Origin of the sequence: Erwinia plantamica (genome assembly GCF_043420595.1) — a bacterium.
GTDB lineage: Bacteria > Pseudomonadota > Gammaproteobacteria > Enterobacterales > Enterobacteriaceae > Erwinia > Erwinia aeris.
This window is the reverse complement of the sequence record NZ_JBGCUC010000010.1, coordinates 30205-46157: the sequence shown is the minus strand read 5'-3', so window position 1 is coordinate 46157 and position 15953 is coordinate 30205. Positions and strand designations below refer to the sequence as shown.

Genomic DNA, 15953 nt, shown 5'->3' with positions numbered 1-15953 from the left:
CGCGCGTTAGATCAGTGTTTGCTTTTGGCAAAAATCACGCGCGCCAGAATATTTAAAATCAGCACGCAGACGGTAATCAGCAGCACGCCTGCCCAGGCCAGGCTTTGCCATTCGGCAAACGGGCTCATGGCGAATTTAAAAATCGTCACCGGCAGGTTAGCCAGCGGCTGCAGCATATCGGTGCTCCAGAACTGGTTGGAGAGCGAGGTAAACAGCAGCGGCGCCGTTTCCCCGGCGATACGCGCTATCGCCAGCAGGATGCCGGTAAGAATGCCCGATATCGAAGCCTTCAGCGTAATGGCCGAAATCATTTTCCATTTCGGCGTACCCAGCGCGTATGCCGCTTCGCGCAGGCTGTCCGGCACCAGCTTCAGCATATTTTCCGTGGTGCGAATAACCACGGGGATCTGCAACAGCGCCAGCGCCACCGCGCCCGCCAGGCCCGAAAAGTGCTGCATCTGCGCTACCACCAGCGTGTAGACGAACAGGCCGACCACGATGGAGGGAGCAGAAAGCAGGATATCGTTGATAAAGCGGATCGTTTCCGCCAGCCAGCCTTTACGGCCATATTCCGCCAGATAGATACCGGCCATGATGCCCAGCGGCGTCCCCACGATGGTCGACCAGAAAATCAGCAGGCCGCTGCCCATAATGGCGTTAGCCAGACCGCCGCCTGCCGTATTGGGCGGCGGCGTGTTTTCCGTAAACAGCGCCAGCGTCATGCCGTCCACGCCGCGCGCGATGGTCGCCCAAAGGATCCAAATCAGCCAGAACAGGCCAAACGCCATCGTCAGCAGGGAAAGGGTCAGCGCGATGCGGTTTTTCATCCGCCGCCACGCCTGCATTTTACGGCGGGAGGCTTCCAGCTCCGCGCGGGACTGCATGGCTATCATGCTCATGAGCGTGCTCCTTCACTTTTCGCCAGGCGGATAATCATCAGCTTTGAACAGGCCAGCACGATAAAGGTGATCACAAACAGGATCAGCCCCAGCTCCATCAGCGCGGCGGTATGCACGCCCGATTCCGCTTCGGCGAATTCGTTTGCCAGCGCGGAGGTGATGCTGTTGCCCGGCATAAACAGCGAAGCGCTGTCCAGCTGGTAGGTATTACCGATAATAAAGGTCACCGCCATGGTTTCGCCCAGCGCGCGCCCCAGCCCCAGCATAATGCCGCCGATCACGCCGTTTTTGGTAAACGGCAGCACGATGCGCCAGATCACTTCCCAGGTGGTGCAGCCGATGCCGTAAGCGGACTCTTTCATCATCACCGGGGTCTGCTCGAAAACGTCACGCATCACCGAGGCGATATAAGGAATGATCATGATCGCCAGGATAATCCCGGCAGCCAGAATGCCGATGCCAAAAGCCGGGCCGGAGAACAGCGAGCCGACAATAGGCACGTTGGCCATCAGCTCGCCCAGCGGCGTCTGAAAATAAGTGGCAAACAGCGGAGCGAAGATAAACAGCCCCCACATGCCGTAAACGATGCTGGGGATGGCGGCCAGCAGCTCGATCGCCACGCCTAAAGGGCGACGCAGCCAGTTTGGTGCCAGTTCGGTGAGAAACAGCGCGATGCCAAAGCTGACCGGCACGGCGATAACCAGCGCGATAGCAGAGGTCACCAGCGTGCCGTAAATCGGCACCAGCGCGCCGAACTGTTCATTAGGCGCATCCCAGGTTTTGGTCCACAGAAAGGAGAGGCCAAATTTCTGAATGCTGGGCCAGGAAGAGATGATGAGCGAGACAATAATGCCGCCGAGCAGCAGTAAGACAATCAGCGCGGCCAGCTTGACCAGCGCGCCAAAAATGAGGTCACCCTGCTTGCCGGGAGCCTTGAATGTCGGCCTGGATGTAGCCATAAAATTCCCGATAGTGAACGTTTTTGGGCGGCACAGCGGCCGCCCGAAACTTATAGCCGTTTAGTCAGCTTAGTACAGCGCTTTGCCCGAGCTGTCTTTAATATTGGTTTTCCATGCGGCGCGGATCTGCTCTACGACGGAGTCCGGCAGCGCGGCATAGTCCAGGCTGGTGGTGACCTGGGCGCCGTTTTTATAGGCCCAGTCAAAGAACTTCAGTACGGCTGCGCCCTTCTCCGCGTTGGCCTGATCTTTGTGCATCAAAATAAAAGTGGTGGAGGTGATTGGCCAGGCGTTATCGCCTTTCTGGTAGGTCAGATCCTGCGCGAAGGATTTGCTCCAGTCCGCGCCTTTCGCCGCGTCGCTGAAGCTCTGTTCGCCTGGCGCAACGGCTTTGCCGTCGGCATCCAGCAGCTTGGTATAGGCCAGGTTGTTTTGTTTGGCGTAGGCGTATTCCACATAGCCAATCGAGCCAGGCAGACGCTGCACGAAAGCGGCTACGCCGTCGTTGCCTTTGCCGCCCAGGCCGGTTGGCCAGTTAACGGTGTTGCCTTTGCCAACTTTGCTGTTCCAGTCGCTGTTCACCTTCGCCAGATAGCTGGTGAATACAAAGGATGTACCGGAACCGTCAGCGCGGCGCACCACGTTGATATTGGCATCCGGCAGCTTGACGCCAGGGTTCAGCTTAGTGATGGCCGGGTCGTTCCATTTCTTTACGTTACCGAGATAGATATCGCCAACGGTTTTGCCATCCAGCGTCAGTTCGCCGGATTTTACGCCGGGAATGTTCACCGCCAGCACCACGCCGCCAATCACGGTTGGAAACTGGAACAGGCCGTTTTTCTGCAAATCTTCTTCTTTCATCGGCGCGTCGGACGCGCCGAAGTCGACGGTCTTAGCAATAATCTGTTTTACGCCGCCGGAAGAACCGATCCCCTGGTAGTTAATCTGCGCGCCTGTTGCTTTGTTGTACTCGGCCGCCCATTTGTTATAGACCGGCGCCGGGAAAGTCCCGCCCGCGCCCGTCAGGTTGTCGGCGGCAAAAGCGGAAACCGCGCTCAGCGACAGCGTAACAGCCACCAAACGAGCCAGGTTTTTTTGCATCAGTGTCATATTCCCTCCAGGGGATAAAGTCAGTCTTTATACTGTTTTAGTATGATTAATGATTGCTGCTGGAGGCAAAATAGGACAGTTTGATGACAGTAAAATGTACACAATATGACAGTTTTGTGACGAACATCTTTTATACAGACATCCCAGAAAAGAGTGGATCGCCTTTGCAATCGCCCTGTTGTTACTTCGCTACGCCAGCAACGCGCGCGGCAGTTGCGTGACCCGGCTTCCGAATCGACGTCGTGTATCTTCCGGAAGCGCCGTTCAGTCGTTGCGCTGACTTTTCTCTGCATAAAATTCATTTTTTATCCAATATTTAGCGGCCCTGAGTGGGCTAATATCAAAGCCGAAAACGCGATGGAGGACGATTAATTTTCGCTCTCGTTTATGGAATGAAATACGTTATTAAGGGAAATTTTTATGAAATACACAGCAAAAGTGATTATTGGCAGCCTGCTACTGGCCGCCACTGCGGGGCTGGCACAGGCAAATGAGCAACCACTGGTATCGAACAATGCTTTCACATCAGACAATGATAGTCTGGTCGCCTATTCCGATAGCAGTAGCGTTTTTTACCGCTCTTCTTTTCAGATCAGAAATATAAAAGCTCTTATTGACGCTAACAAGACGTTGCAGGAGAAGGTGACGCAGCAGCAGGAGAGGCTTGAGAAGCAGCAGGAAGAAACGAAGACACTGGATAAACAGTTCCAGGAGCTGAAAAAAAGCGTAGAGGAAAAAGACCGGGCAAACAGGGAAACGCAAGCCACCGTGCAGAGCCTTAAAGATCAAATCAGCGATCTGAAAAGGACGCTGGATGAGGTTAACAACAAAGTGAAATAGCTTTAAAAACGCGCCGATCCTCTGCAGGATCGGCGCGGTAGTCGGTTACTCTACCGTGACCGATTTCGCCAGATTGCGCGGCTGGTCAACGTCGGTGCCTTTAATCAGCGCGACGTGGTAAGAGAGCAGCTGTAGCGGCACGGTGTAGAAGATTGGCGCGATAATCTCTTCCACGTGCGGCAGCGGGATAATACGCATCCCTTCGCTGTTGGCAAAGCCCGCATCCCGATCGGCGAACACGTACAGCAGGCCGCCGCGCGCGCGCACCTCTTCGATGTTCGACTTCAGTTTTTCCAGCAGCTCGTTGTTTGGCGCCACCACAATCACCGGCATATCGGCATCGATCAGCGCCAGCGGCCCGTGCTTCAGCTCACCCGCCGCATAGGCTTCAGCGTGGATATAGGAGATCTCCTTCAGCTTCAGCGCGCCTTCCATCGCTATTGGATACTGATCGCCACGGCCCAGGAACAGCGCGTGATGCTTATCGGAGAACTCTTCCGCCAGCGCTTCAATCTGCTTGTCCTGCGACAGCATCTGTTCGATACGGCTCGGCAGCGCCTGCAAACCGTGCACGATATCGTGCTCGATCTGCGCGTCCATACCCTTCAGGCGGCCGATTTTTGCCACCAGCATCAGCAGCACGGTCAGCTGCGTGGTGAAGGCTTTGGTCGAGGCCACGCCGATTTCCGTCCCGGCTTTGGTCATCAGCGCCAGATCGGATTCGCGTACCAGCGAAGAGCCGGCCACGTTGCAGATCGCCAGCGAGCCGAGATAGCCCAGCTCTTTCGACAGGCGCAGCGCCGCCAGCGTGTCCGCCGTTTCACCGGACTGCGACAGCGTGATCATCAGGCTGTTTTTGCGCACCGCCGATTTGCGATAGCGGAATTCAGAGGCGATCTCCACGTCGCACGGCACGTTAGCCAGCGCTTCAAACCAGTAGCGGGACACCATGCCGGAGTTATACGAGGTGCCGCAGGCCACGATTTGAATATGCTCAACCTGCGCCAGCAGCGCGTTGGCGTTTGGCCCCAGCTCGGAGAGATCCACTTCGCCATGGCTGAAACGCCCGGTCAGGGTGTTTTTGATCGCCATCGGCTGTTCGTAAATCTCTTTCTGCATATAGTGACGATACAGGCCTTTGTCGCCCGCGTCGTACTGCACGTTGGATTCGATTTCGGCACGCTCCACGCGCTCGCCCAGGCGATCGAAGATAACCACGTCGCGACGGCTAACCTCTGCGATATCGCCTTCTTCCAGGTACATAAAGCGACGCGTCACCGGCAGCAGCGCCAGCTGATCGGAAGCGATAAAGTTTTCACCCACGCCACGGCCAATCACCAGCGGGCTGCCGGAACGGGCGGCCACCAGCACGGACGGATCGCGGCTGTCCATAATGACCATGCCGTAAGCGCCGCGCAGCTGCGGGATCACGCGCTGTACCACTTCACGCAGCGTGCCGCCGCTCTGCTTCTGCTCCCAGTGCACCAGATGCGCGACCACTTCCGTATCCGTTTCGGACGCAAAGCGATAGCCCAGCTCTTTTAACCGCTCACGCAGCGGCTCGTGGTTTTCGATAATGCCGTTATGCACGATAACGATATGTTCTGAGATATGAGGATGCGCATTGGCCTCCGACGGCTCGCCGTGGGTTGCCCAGCGCGTGTGCGCGATACCGGTGCCGCCAGCCAGCGGCGTGGTTTCCGCCGCTTCCGCCAGTTTTTGCACCTTGCCTAAACGACGAAGGCGCGTGATCTGCCCTTCGGCGGTAACGACGGCCAGACCCGCGGAGTCATAGCCCCGATATTCCAGGCGGCGTAACCCTTCTAACAGGATTTCTGCGATATCACGTTGCGCTACTGCACCAACAATTCCACACATAGTAGTTTTCCTGACGTCATGGCGTTTGCCATTAACTTTGTCTTCTGCCTGTTTGTTCCGGTATGTTCCGGTTCCCCGAGCCTTGTAGAGAGTGGGGATTAGAGTTATATGGGTGCCATGCACCCCTTACTGCAATCGGGCGATCTTCGCCGCCCGTAAAATTATTTTTTCTTCGCCGGACGCTGCCAGTCGGTTTTCAGATTCTGTTCTTTACGATTGTAGGCCAAACCTGGCGCGGAGATATCTTTCATCACCGTGGTGCCTGCGGCGATGGTCGTGCCCGCCGCTACCGATACCGGCGCCACCAGCTGGGTATCGGAGCCGACAAAGACATCGTCGCCGATGATCGTCAGCGATTTGTTCACGCCATCGTAATTACAGGTGATGGTGCCCGCGCCGATATTGACGTTAGCGCCGATCGAAGCATCGCCCAGGTAGCTCAGGTGACCAGCTTTAGAGCCTTTGCCCAGCGTCGCCTTTTTCATTTCGACAAAGTTGCCGACGTGTGCGCCAGCGGCAAGCGAGCTGCCGGGACGAAGCCGGGCGAACGGGCCGACGGTACAGTCTGCCGCCAGCTCGGCGTTTTCCAGCACGCTGTAAGGACTGATTTCGCAGTCGTCGCCAATCACGCAGTTTTTCAGCACGCAGCCGCTACCGATTTTCACGCGGTTGCCGAGCTGCACCTTACCTTCGATAATCACGTTGGTGTCTATTTCTACGTCGCGGCCATGTTTAAGCTCGCCCCGCAGGTCGAAACGCGCCGGATCTTTCAGCATCACGCCCGCCAGCAGCAGTTTTTCCGCCTGCTGTGCCTGCCAGACGCGTTCCAGCGTCGCCAGCTGTAGCCGGTTGTTAACGCCGTCGGTTTCCGAACTGTGCAAAGGCTGCGTCGTTTCCGTCACCCGGCCTTCCTGATGAGCCAGCGCGATAATATCCGTGATGTAATATTCGCCCTGAGCGTTGTCATTGGTGAGCTTGCTCAGCCAGCGCTTCAGGTCGCCGCCGTTGGCCAGCAGAATACCGGTATTGATTTCGCGGATCGCCAGCTGTTCCGGCGTGGCGTCTTTCTGCTCTACGATGCCCACGACCTGGCCCTGCTCACGGAGGATGCGACCATAGCCGGTGGGATTATCAAGGATGACCGTTAGCAGCGCGATGCCGCCCTGCGGTTTTGCCTGGCGCAGTCGCTGTAGCGTTTCGGTAGAAATCAACGGCACGTCGCCGTACAGCATCAGGATATCTTCGTCATCGGCAAACCAGGGCGCGGCCTGCTGCATAGCGTGACCGGTACCCAGCTGCTCGGCCTGCAATACCCAGTTCAGCGAGGGATCCTGCAAGGTAGACTGTAAGCGTTCGCCGCCGTGTCCGTAAACCAGATGGACTTTGTCAGCGCCCACGCCCTGCGCGGCGTCAATGACGTGTTGTACCATTGGCTTACCGGCCAAAAGATGAAGAACTTTGGGAAGATCGGAGTACATACGGGTTCCCTTGCCTGCGGCAAGGATCACCACGCTCAGCGCGCTGTTTGACATAGACATCCTGCTTGATGTTGAAATCGCTTTCCTGGCGAAAAGTAAAGCTGGATTGCGGGAAAAACACTACTTCTTTTACCCTTCAAAAATACTTTCCGCCGGGCCGAACAAGGGCACCACGCCGGGAAAAGCCGGTATGCGTCCCTCAGCCGGAGCATGATACCACCAAAATAGAGTCGTCTATGACTTTCCACCGCTGTCGATCAAACGGTTTTGCTCTTTAACCATTCAGAGATTTTTTGCTGCAGCACAACCACGACTTCGCTGCCGCTGGTGCCGGCGATAGCAGAGAAAAGAAGCGTTTGGGACGTAGTCATGTTGAAATCAATACAGAGTAAGCCAACCACAAAGCCAGTAAACATTGAAATAAATATGTGTTTCAGGAAAAAGCTCAGTTTCCCTTTATTTTCTTTTATCAGCTCGCCGTGGATAAAGTAATTAACCACTCCTCCGGCGCTGGCAACTATCATGGCATCCAAAAGATGATGTTCACTTAAAAACTTCATCAGCAACATAGTTTCATCATTATATAACACGGTAATACCTCAGAAAGATAAATAGCGATCCGCAAAGACCATGGCTATTTATGGCGAAGAAAAAGATTTTTTTCGCGTTCCCTGCGGGTAATTAACGTTTTAACCACGCCATTTCCGGCGTAAATCCACGAGCCGAACTGTTCGGCGGCGGCGGCATAGCAGCCCTGGTTTAAAAACATCAGCAGCGTGGAAGGCTGACCGCTTTTTAGCTCGATCAGGCCAGCTTTTACGCCCTGCTGCCCGGCGCCGACGCTGTGCAGAATGGAGCAGAGCGCGTCAAACTGATCCTGCGTGACGGGCACTTCAACTTTCTGCCGCAAGAGTTCGGCGCATTTGTTCAGGTCGCTGACAAGCAGCACCTCCGCCTGTTCAGGCGTAACGCTGTCGCCTTCACGGACGCTTTCCGCATGGCCATAGCCCAGCGTCCAGATGCCCGCGTCATTCTTCTCTGCGGTTAAACGAAGTTTTTCCTGAGCCTTGATAAAATCAATGCCCCTCTCTGAAATATTCATTTTTTTCACTCTGGCAGACGGGAAATAATGCTCCCGAAGGAGCATTATTTATTTCAAATTAACGAAGGTAATCCCATGGTTTACCGAACTGGCCGGTAGTTTCTTCCAGACCAGGTTCAGAGCCCTGTGACCAGAATTTACCGATAAAGTTAACGCCTTTATGCGTCACTTTACTGCCTTCCACGTAGACTGCGGTTGCACTCCACAGGGGATATTCAGCAGGCACATCCGGCACCACTGGCTCATCCGGAGTAACTTCGGATGCAGGCACGATAACCACTTTGTAAGAGGCCATATCGGTTTTGCTATTGGCCGCGGTGACGGTCAGCAGCAGCTCTACCACCTTTTCAGAGGTAACAGCCGGCAGCGCAACTTTCGTTTCGCTGGCCTGCGGAGAAACGATCTGCACGTTACCGCTGCCTGACCATTTGTAGCTGGCGGCTTTAACGGATTTATCCGCAGAGAAGACCAGCGTGCTGCCGCCCAGCGCTTTCATAGTGATAACAGCAGTTGGCGCGGTGTTATCTTCCGGGTCAACGGGATCGATTGGGTCAACCGGGTCAATTGGGTCAACTGGATCGATTGGGTCTACCGGGTCTACCGGGTCTACCGGGTCAATTGGGTCTACAGGGTCTACAGGGTCAATCGGGTTTTCACCGTTGATATTGATCCCTTTGAAGTAGAAAGGGGACATATCGATATTCTGCTGCACAATCGGGCAGCCCATACCTTCACGACCGGCGTTAACCAGCAGGCCGTTATCGTTATCGATAGTCCAGGTGAACAGACCGCCCAGGCCTTTTTCGATCACATAACGCGCTTTTTCACGTACGGTACGTGGCGTATCGATAGAGTGGAAAACTTTAGACGTCGGGCTGTACAGATAATCTGCGCAGGCTTCGTCATCGGTATACACGTTGTAACCGTTACGGCCAGACTGGTTTTCCAGATCCAGGTAGTTGTTGATAATGTCATAGTATTCAACACAGCCGGACTCAAAAGTCCCCACGGTAGTACCGCTACCATCGTAAGAACCCTTCAGCGGAGAGAAGGATTCAATGTTGCCGCCCTTGGCGCTACGTGAATAGCCTGCATAACCGATGTTGATGGCTTCAGGATCCACACCCAGGTTCAGCAGATACTCAACCGCTTCTTCCAGACTGTAGGTGCTGTTTTTGGTTTTATACAGGTTGGCGTGATGGGCCAGGCCGTCCGCCCACGGCGTACCGAAGAAGTCATAGGTCATCAGGTTGATGCCGTACAAACCCACTTCCAGCAGGCCTTTGATATTAGAATGCTGCAACACATCCACGTTAGCGGAAGACGCGATACTGATTTTCACGTGTTTCATGCTGTTAGCATCAAGCGCCTTACGCAGGCTGGAGATCAGCGCCACGTAGTTCTCACCATCTTCCGGGCCGTGTGGGTTACCCGCGCCTGCAGCATTTGGATATTCCCAGTCGATATCGATTTCAGAAAACATCGGGAAGCGGTCGAAGAACCAGATAATGCTGGCTACCAGCGTATCAATCGCGCTCTGGCTTTTCGCCAGCTCGTGGAAGGCTTCGCTCATCGTCCAGCCGCCGAGGCTGAAGGAAAGCGCCAGATCGTGACCCTGAGCTTTTGCATCAATCTGCAATTTACGCATCGCGCCCAGCACGCCCTGCAGGTTAGGGTGATCCTGATAGAAACAGTCGCCTTCGCCATCGGACGGATAGGTGGTGCCCGGGCCAAAACCAAATGCTTTCCAGCCGCTGAAGCCGCAGTTGATATAAGACTGGCAATCGGCCCACGGATCCAGGATGGTCATTTCGTTGGCTTTCTTGCCGGTCCAGGCCGCAGCCTGATCGATTTTTTCTTTATTAGCGCCTTTATCACCGACGATACCGGTAAAACCAAAAATGATTTTATCGTAGGCGGTTGGGTCTAACTTAGTGATATCAATCCCACGGCCGCGATTGGCTTTAAGAATGTTGCCATTATTATCAACCTGACGCTGATCGTAATGCGCCCAGTCAGTGTAATAGCCAAAGATTTTAGGTTTATTGGCGGTGTTATATTTGTTGTATACACGTTTTGCTACGCGACCTGAAGTGTAACTAAATTCTGAAGTGTTCGTTACCGGGTTAAATCCATCTGCGGCATAAGACTGTTCTGTAAGAATGTCTTGTTGAATCAACTTGCTCATTGCAAATCCTTATATGATAAAAGTTAGTGTACTCAGCGCCATCGATTAAGCTGGCCGACAAACTTTTACCCGATACGGAAAAGCATACCAGTTACAAATAAAGAATAATTATCAGCTCACTCCTGCCCGCCCCGAAATAACATTAATAAGCCAGCTATCGGCCAGACTGCGTGCGTGAGTCTGGGGACAGGCAGGATAAATAACCCCAGACCGGATAAACGACCTTCGAATAACAAGACTCTGTTCTCTTTTATCAATGACGGATAAACAATAATTAGAACCTCGCTTAACATTGCGCGCGGCAAAACCGCTACAGACCCTTGACCGGCGCGGATTACCGCCTTCTGGCGTGCACTTTCTGCAATGCCTGTGCTAATAATTACAACCCGTCTTTATCTTTTCTGCTGGTATATTCCTGCCACCAACAGAGCGAAGCAGTTAAGCAGAGCGATATCTGCTAAAAAATAAAAAGAATATTAAAGCAAACATTAATAAGGATTTGCAGAGGCTATACAAAGCCTTTTACCATCGCTGTTTTTTTAAATCTATTACTGGTTTCCCCACTTAACAGGTCACAGTCATGAACGAAGAAATTCATCTTGGTAACAATATTTATCTCTCAGAGGAGAGAAATCATCTGATCAATGGCAACATTACATTAACCATCAGCGAAAAAGAGAAACGATTGCTGAGCTATTTCCTTCGCAACCCGGAAAAAGAGCTGACAAAAAGCCATTTGATTACGGCAATCTGGGAAAGCCGGGCTGCGACTATCGATGACGCCAACCTGACTCAGCTGGTTTATAAAATACGCCGCGATTTAGCTGCGGTGAACCTCAGAAACTGTATTAAAACGATACCGGGCAAAGGCTATATCTATATTCCGGAGAAAAAGAAAGCAGTGCAGGAACCTGTGATGGCGGACGCTGGCAGCAGCAAGACGGAATGCCTTATCTGTTCAGCGCTTACTATCATCGCCACCGTTATGGCGTTGTGCACGCTTTGCTTTTTCTTCTGGCGTAGCTGAACGTTTAACGCTCAGTTTAATTACAACATTAAATATAGTGTTTTATCCGATCGGGATTTCCTGCAGCGCGCCCTGTGCCGCCCCTTCGACAATAAAAAAAGGCCAGGCAGTTTCCTGTCTGGCCTTTCTGCTTAAACCTGAATTACATCGCTTTTTTGGTCAACTCGATCACGCGCAGTTTGGCGATCGCTTTAGCCAGTTCAGCCGACGCGGCAGCAAAGTCCACATCGCCGTGAGAGCCACTCATGTGCTCCTCGGCTTTGCGTTTCGCTTCCATCGCGCGGGCCTCGTCGAGGTCGGTGCCGCGGATCGCCGTATCAGCCAGCACGGTAGCCGCGCCTGGCTGTACTTCCAACATGCCGCCGGAGAGATAGATATACTCTTCGTCGCCCTGTTCTTTAACGATGCGAACCATACCAGGTTTAATGGCGGTCAGCAGCGGGGCGTGGCCAGGGTGGATCCCCAGCTCGCCTTCGCTACCTGACACCTGAATACGCTGCACAGTGCCGGAGAACATCTGCTGTTCTGCACTGACCACGTCCAGGTGAAAAGTCATAGCCATAATTAACCTCCCGGGAAACCGTTATTACAGTTTCTTCGCTTTTTCCACGGCTTCTTCGATGGAACCAACCATGTAGAAAGCCTGCTCTGGCAGATGGTCGAATTCACCGTCCATGATGCCTTTAAAGCCACGGATGGTATCTTTCAGCGACACATACTTGCCCGGAGAACCGGTGAAGACTTCTGCCACAAAGAACGGCTGAGACAGGAAGCGCTGCATCTTACGAGAGCGAGCAACAACCAGCTTGTCGTCTTCAGACAGCTCGTCCATCCCGAGGATAGCGATGATGTCTTTCAGTTCCTGGTAACGCTGCAGCAGAGACTGCACGCCACGAGCCACGTCGTAGTGTTCCTGACCAACAACCAGCGGATCCAGCTGACGGCTGGTAGAATCCAGTGGATCAACCGCCGGGTAGATACCCAGAGACGCGATCTGACGGCTCAGTACCACGGTTGCGTCTAAGTGAGCAAAGGTGGTGGCTGGCGATGGGTCAGTCAAGTCATCCGCAGGCACGTAAACGGCCTGTACGGAGGTGATAGAACCGGTTTTGGTTGAGGTGATACGTTCCTGCAGAACGCCCATCTCTTCCGCCAGCGTTGGCTGGTAGCCTACCGCTGATGGCATACGACCCAGCAGCGCGGACACTTCGGTACCGGCCAGGGTGTAACGGTAGATGTTATCGATGAACAGCAGTACGTCACGACCTTCATCACGGAATTTTTCCGCCATGGTCAGGCCAGTCAGGGCAACGCGCAGACGGTTTCCTGGTGGCTCGTTCATCTGGCCGTAGACCAGAGATACTTTGTCGATAACGTTGGAGTCGGTCATCTCGTGATAGAAGTCATTACCCTCACGGGTACGCTCGCCCACGCCGGCAAATACGGAGAAACCTGAGTGCTCAGCCGCAATGTTACGGATCAGCTCCATCATGTTTACGGTTTTACCTACACCCGCGCCGCCGAACAGACCAACTTTACCGCCCTTCGCGAACGGACACATCAGGTCGATTACCTTGATACCGGTTTCCAGCAGCTCCTGAGAGTTGGACTGGTCTTCGTATGAAGGTGCAGAACGGTGGATCGCCCAACGCTCTTCTTCGCCGATGTCGCCTTTCATGTCGATTGGCTCGCCCAGCACGTTCATGATACGGCCAAGCGTTGCGGTACCTACCGGTACTTCGATTGGGTGCGCAAGGTCAGCGACTTCCAGACCGCGCTTCAGGCCGTCGGAAGAACCCATTGCGATGGCGCGAACCACGCCACCACCCAGCTGCTGCTGTACTTCCAGCACCAGACGGGTATCACCATTTTTAGTCTCAAGCGCGCTGTACACTTGTGGTACTGCGTCCTGAGGAAATTCGACGTCAACAACGGCGCCGATTACCTGGACAATTTTTCCAGTAGCCATCTTGAATCCTCTACCTAATTCATTAAACCTGGTTAAACCGCGGAGGCTCCACCGACAATCTCGGTAAGTTCCTGGGTGATGCTGGCCTGACGAGCTTTGTTGTATACCAACTGCAGCTCTTTGATCAGGTTTCCGCCGTTGTCGGTCGCAGCTTTCATCGCCACCATACGCGCGGCCTGCTCGCTGGCCAGGTTTTCTACAACACCCTGGTAAACCTGAGACTCGACGTAGCGACGCAGTAACGTGTCCAGCAGCGCTTTCGGATCCGGTTCATACAGATAATCCCAGGTACTCTTCTTCACTACGCCTTCTTCCGGATCTGCTGGCGGTAACGGCAGCAGCTGGATGATTTGCGGTGACTGGGACATGGTGTTGATAAATTTGTTGCTGACAACATAGAGCTTGTCGATACGACCTTCGTCGTAAGCCTGCAGCATGACTTTTACCGGGCCGATCAGATCGGACAGGGAAGGCTTGTCGCCCATGCCCGTCACCTGAGCAACCACGTTGCCGCCGACAGCGCCGAAAAATGAAACACCTTTAGAGCCGATAATCGCCAGATCGCTCTCGACGCCTTTATCCGCCCAGCCTTTCATATCAGCCAGCACTCTTTTGAACAGGTTAATGTTCAAACCACCACAAAGCCCGCGGTCGGTAGACACGACCAGGTAGCCGACGCGCTTAACGTCGCGCTCCTCCAGGTAAGGGTGCTTGTATTCCAGATTGCCTAACGCAATGTGACCAATCACTTTGCGCATGGTCTCTGCATAAGGACGGCTGGCCGCCATGCGTTCCTGCGATTTACGCATTTTGGAGGCGGCGACCATTTCCATCGCTTTGGTGATCTTTTGCGTATTTTGAACGCTTCCGATCTTACTACGTATCTCTTTTGCGCCGGCCATAAGCTTCTCCTCAAAGCCTTGCGGCCTGCCCCGGAAGGGACAAGCCGCCAGACATTACCAGGACTGGGTTTTCTTGAACGTTTCGAGCAGAGCTTTCAGCTTCGCTTCGATATCGTTGTTGTAGTTACCAGCCTGGTTGATTTCCGCCATCAGCTCGCTGTGGTCGCGATCTGCATAGGCCAGAAGCGCTGCTTCGAAGCTGCCGATTTTCGCCAGCTCAACGTCGTTCAGGAAGCCACGCTCGGCGGCAAACAGCACCAGACCCTGCTGCGCTACGGACATCGGCGCATACTGTTTCTGTTTCAGCAGCTCGGTCACTTTCTGACCGTGGCTCAGCTGTTTGCGGGTTGCTTCGTCCAGATCGGAAGCGAACTGAGAGAACGCTGCCAGTTCACGATACTGCGCCAGCGCGGTACGAATACCACCGGACAGTTTCTTGATGATCTTGGTCTGCGCAGCGCCACCCACACGGGATACGGAGATCCCTGGGTTAACTGCCGGACGAATACCGGAGTTGAACAGGTTAGTTTCCAGGAAGATCTGACCATCGGTAATCGAGATTACGTTGGTCGGAACGAACGCGGAAACGTCGCCAGCCTGAGTTTCGATGATCGGCAGCGCGGTCAGAGAACCGGTTTTACCTTTTACTGCACCGTTAGTGAAGCGCTCAACGTAGTCGGCGCTCACGCGGGAAGCACGTTCCAGCAGACGGGAGTGGAGGTAGAACACGTCGCCAGGGAAAGCTTCACGACCTGGTGGACGGCGCAGCAGCAGAGAAACCTGACGGTATGCAACGGCCTGCTTGGACAGGTCATCATATACGATCAGCGCGTCTTCACCGCGGTCACGGAAGTATTCGCCCATGGCGCAACCTGCATACGGTGCCAGGTACTGCAGCGCAGCAGACTCGGAAGCGGTAGCCACAACCACGATAGTGTTAGCCAGCGCGTTGTGTTCTTCCAGCTTACGTACCACGTTAGCGATGGTAGAAGCCTTCTGGCCGATAGCCACGTACACGCACTTGATGCCGGAATCGCGCTGGTTGATGATCGCATCGATCGCCATCGCGGTTTTACCGGTCTGACGGTCGCCGATGATCAGCTCACGCTGGCCACGGCCGATTGGGATCATCGCATCCACAGACTTATAACCAGTCTGTACAGGCTGGTCGACCGACTGACGGTCGATAACGCCTGGCGCAATCACTTCGATTGGCGAGAAGCCGTCGTTATCAATGGCGCCTTTGCCATCGATAGGTGCACCCAGGGTGTTCACCACACGACCCAGCAGGCCACGGCCTACCGGAACTTCCAGGATACGACCGGTACACTTAACCTTCATGCCTTCGGCGAGGTCAGCGTATGGGCCCATTACTACGGCACCTACGGAGTCGCGCTCCAGGTTCAGTGCGATAGCGAAGCGGTTGCCCGGCAGTGCGATCATCTCACCCTGCATAACATCGGCCAGGCCGTTTACGCGGATGATGCCGTCGCTGACGGAAACGATAGTACCTTCATTGTGAGCTTCGCTCACGACATTGAACTGAGCAATGCGCTGCTTGATCAGTTCGCTGATTTCGGTGGAATTCAGTTGCATATGCT

14 protein-coding genes are annotated in these 15953 nt (G+C 54.2%); 2 read left to right on the top strand and 12 right to left on the bottom strand.

Annotated elements, in window-relative coordinates:
• Nucleotides 1–11 precede the first annotated feature (11 nt).
• From pstA to pstS, 3 genes are all read right to left on the bottom strand, one after another.
• A complete protein-coding gene (pstA, locus tag AB3U87_RS12610) occupies nucleotides 12–899 on the bottom strand; it encodes a phosphate ABC transporter permease PstA (protein ID WP_253456812.1) in 888 nt (295 codons plus the stop codon).
• Complete coding sequence (pstC, locus tag AB3U87_RS12605) at nucleotides 896–1858, bottom strand: phosphate ABC transporter permease PstC (protein WP_394149241.1); 963 nt, start codon at nucleotides 1856–1858, stop codon at nucleotides 896–898. Before pstC ends, pstA begins: the two co-directional genes overlap by 4 nt.
• A 69-nt stretch (nucleotides 1859–1927) precedes the next feature.
• Nucleotides 1928–2968: a phosphate ABC transporter substrate-binding protein PstS gene (pstS, locus tag AB3U87_RS12600; protein WP_301251589.1), complete on the bottom strand. Its 1041-nt coding sequence runs from the start codon at nucleotides 2966–2968 to the stop codon at nucleotides 1928–1930.
• A 420-nt stretch (nucleotides 2969–3388) separates the two neighbouring features.
• Between pstS and AB3U87_RS12595 the strand changes: the two genes are divergently transcribed.
• Nucleotides 3389–3808: a hypothetical protein gene (locus AB3U87_RS12595; protein ID WP_394149239.1), complete on the top strand. Its 420-nt coding sequence runs from the start codon at nucleotides 3389–3391 to the stop codon at nucleotides 3806–3808.
• Nucleotides 3809–3853: 45 nt separating this feature from the next.
• On the opposite strand, the gene glmS is transcribed toward AB3U87_RS12595, so the two are convergent.
• From glmS to AB3U87_RS12570, 5 genes are all read right to left on the bottom strand, one after another.
• Nucleotides 3854–5686: a glutamine--fructose-6-phosphate transaminase (isomerizing) gene (glmS, locus tag AB3U87_RS12590; RefSeq protein WP_369895319.1), complete on the bottom strand. Its 1833-nt coding sequence runs from the start codon at nucleotides 5684–5686 to the stop codon at nucleotides 3854–3856.
• A 161-nt stretch (nucleotides 5687–5847) separates the two neighbouring features.
• Nucleotides 5848–7218 carry a bifunctional UDP-N-acetylglucosamine diphosphorylase/glucosamine-1-phosphate N-acetyltransferase GlmU gene (gene glmU, locus AB3U87_RS12585; RefSeq protein ID WP_253456832.1) on the bottom strand — a complete coding sequence of 457 codons (1371 nt, stop codon included), beginning with the start codon at nucleotides 7216–7218 and terminating at the stop codon, nucleotides 5848–5850.
• A gap of 203 nt (nucleotides 7219–7421) precedes the next feature.
• Nucleotides 7422–7733, bottom strand: coding sequence for a phage holin family protein (locus tag AB3U87_RS12580; RefSeq protein WP_253456834.1), 312 nt, complete (start codon nucleotides 7731–7733; stop codon nucleotides 7422–7424).
• Between the two features lie 65 nt (nucleotides 7734–7798).
• Nucleotides 7799–8266, bottom strand: a complete 468-nt coding sequence (locus AB3U87_RS12575) for a lysozyme (protein ID WP_253456837.1) — start codon at nucleotides 8264–8266, stop codon at nucleotides 7799–7801.
• A 58-nt stretch (nucleotides 8267–8324) separates the two neighbouring features.
• Nucleotides 8325–10454, bottom strand: a complete 2130-nt coding sequence (locus AB3U87_RS12570) for a glycoside hydrolase family 18 protein (protein ID WP_394149236.1) — start codon at nucleotides 10452–10454, stop codon at nucleotides 8325–8327.
• A gap of 580 nt (nucleotides 10455–11034) precedes the next feature.
• Here AB3U87_RS12570 and AB3U87_RS12565 point away from each other — a divergent pair.
• Nucleotides 11035–11481 (top strand): winged helix-turn-helix domain-containing protein, encoded by a 447-nt coding sequence (locus AB3U87_RS12565; protein ID WP_394149234.1) that lies wholly within the window; start codon nucleotides 11035–11037, stop codon nucleotides 11479–11481.
• Between the two features lie 142 nt (nucleotides 11482–11623).
• On the opposite strand, the gene AB3U87_RS12560 is transcribed toward AB3U87_RS12565, so the two are convergent.
• Genes AB3U87_RS12560 through atpA form a run of 4 tightly spaced genes read right to left on the bottom strand, consistent with a single transcriptional unit; the run spans nucleotide 11624 to nucleotide 15948 of the window.
• Nucleotides 11624–12043 carry a F0F1 ATP synthase subunit epsilon gene (locus tag AB3U87_RS12560; protein WP_125289177.1) on the bottom strand — a complete coding sequence of 140 codons (420 nt, stop codon included), beginning with the start codon at nucleotides 12041–12043 and terminating at the stop codon, nucleotides 11624–11626.
• Between the two features lie 24 nt (nucleotides 12044–12067).
• Nucleotides 12068–13450: a F0F1 ATP synthase subunit beta gene (atpD, locus tag AB3U87_RS12555; protein ID WP_253456846.1), complete on the bottom strand. Its 1383-nt coding sequence runs from the start codon at nucleotides 13448–13450 to the stop codon at nucleotides 12068–12070.
• A gap of 32 nt (nucleotides 13451–13482) precedes the next feature.
• Nucleotides 13483–14352 (bottom strand): F0F1 ATP synthase subunit gamma, encoded by an 870-nt coding sequence (gene atpG / locus AB3U87_RS12550; protein WP_253456849.1) that lies wholly within the window; start codon nucleotides 14350–14352, stop codon nucleotides 13483–13485.
• A 54-nt stretch (nucleotides 14353–14406) separates the two neighbouring features.
• Nucleotides 14407–15948: a F0F1 ATP synthase subunit alpha gene (gene atpA / locus AB3U87_RS12545; RefSeq protein WP_125289174.1), complete on the bottom strand. Its 1542-nt coding sequence runs from the start codon at nucleotides 15946–15948 to the stop codon at nucleotides 14407–14409.
• Between the last annotated feature and the right edge of the window lie 5 nt (nucleotides 15949–15953).

Excerpts from the sequence above, each read along its gene's own strand:
- pstA (WP_253456812.1), bottom strand. The coding sequence starts at position 899 with ATGAGCATGATAGCCATGCAGTCCCGCGCGGAGCTGGAAGCCTCCCGC.
- pstS (WP_301251589.1), bottom strand. The coding sequence starts at position 2,968 with ATGACACTGATGCAAAAAAACCTGGCTCGTTTGGTGGCTGTTACGCTG.
- atpD (WP_253456846.1), bottom strand. The coding sequence starts at position 13,450 with ATGGCTACTGGAAAAATTGTCCAGGTAATCGGCGCCGTTGTTGACGTC.
- pstC (WP_394149241.1), bottom strand. The coding sequence starts at position 1,858 with ATGGCTACATCCAGGCCGACATTCAAGGCTCCCGGCAAGCAGGGTGAC.
- AB3U87_RS12580 (WP_253456834.1), bottom strand. The coding sequence starts at position 7,733 with ATGTTGCTGATGAAGTTTTTAAGTGAACATCATCTTTTGGATGCCATG.
- atpG (WP_253456849.1), bottom strand. The coding sequence starts at position 14,352 with ATGGCCGGCGCAAAAGAGATACGTAGTAAGATCGGAAGCGTTCAAAAT.
- AB3U87_RS12565 (WP_394149234.1), top strand. The coding sequence starts at position 11,035 with ATGAACGAAGAAATTCATCTTGGTAACAATATTTATCTCTCAGAGGAG.
- AB3U87_RS12560 (WP_125289177.1), bottom strand. The coding sequence starts at position 12,043 with ATGGCTATGACTTTTCACCTGGACGTGGTCAGTGCAGAACAGCAGATG.
- glmU (WP_253456832.1), bottom strand. The coding sequence starts at position 7,218 with ATGTCAAACAGCGCGCTGAGCGTGGTGATCCTTGCCGCAGGCAAGGGA.
- AB3U87_RS12575 (WP_253456837.1), bottom strand. The coding sequence starts at position 8,266 with ATGAATATTTCAGAGAGGGGCATTGATTTTATCAAGGCTCAGGAAAAA.
- AB3U87_RS12595 (WP_394149239.1), top strand. The coding sequence starts at position 3,389 with ATGAAATACACAGCAAAAGTGATTATTGGCAGCCTGCTACTGGCCGCC.
- atpA (WP_125289174.1), bottom strand. The coding sequence starts at position 15,948 with ATGCAACTGAATTCCACCGAAATCAGCGAACTGATCAAGCAGCGCATT.
- glmS (WP_369895319.1), bottom strand. The coding sequence starts at position 5,686 with ATGTGTGGAATTGTTGGTGCAGTAGCGCAACGTGATATCGCAGAAATC.
- AB3U87_RS12570 (WP_394149236.1), bottom strand. The coding sequence starts at position 10,454 with ATGAGCAAGTTGATTCAACAAGACATTCTTACAGAACAGTCTTATGCC.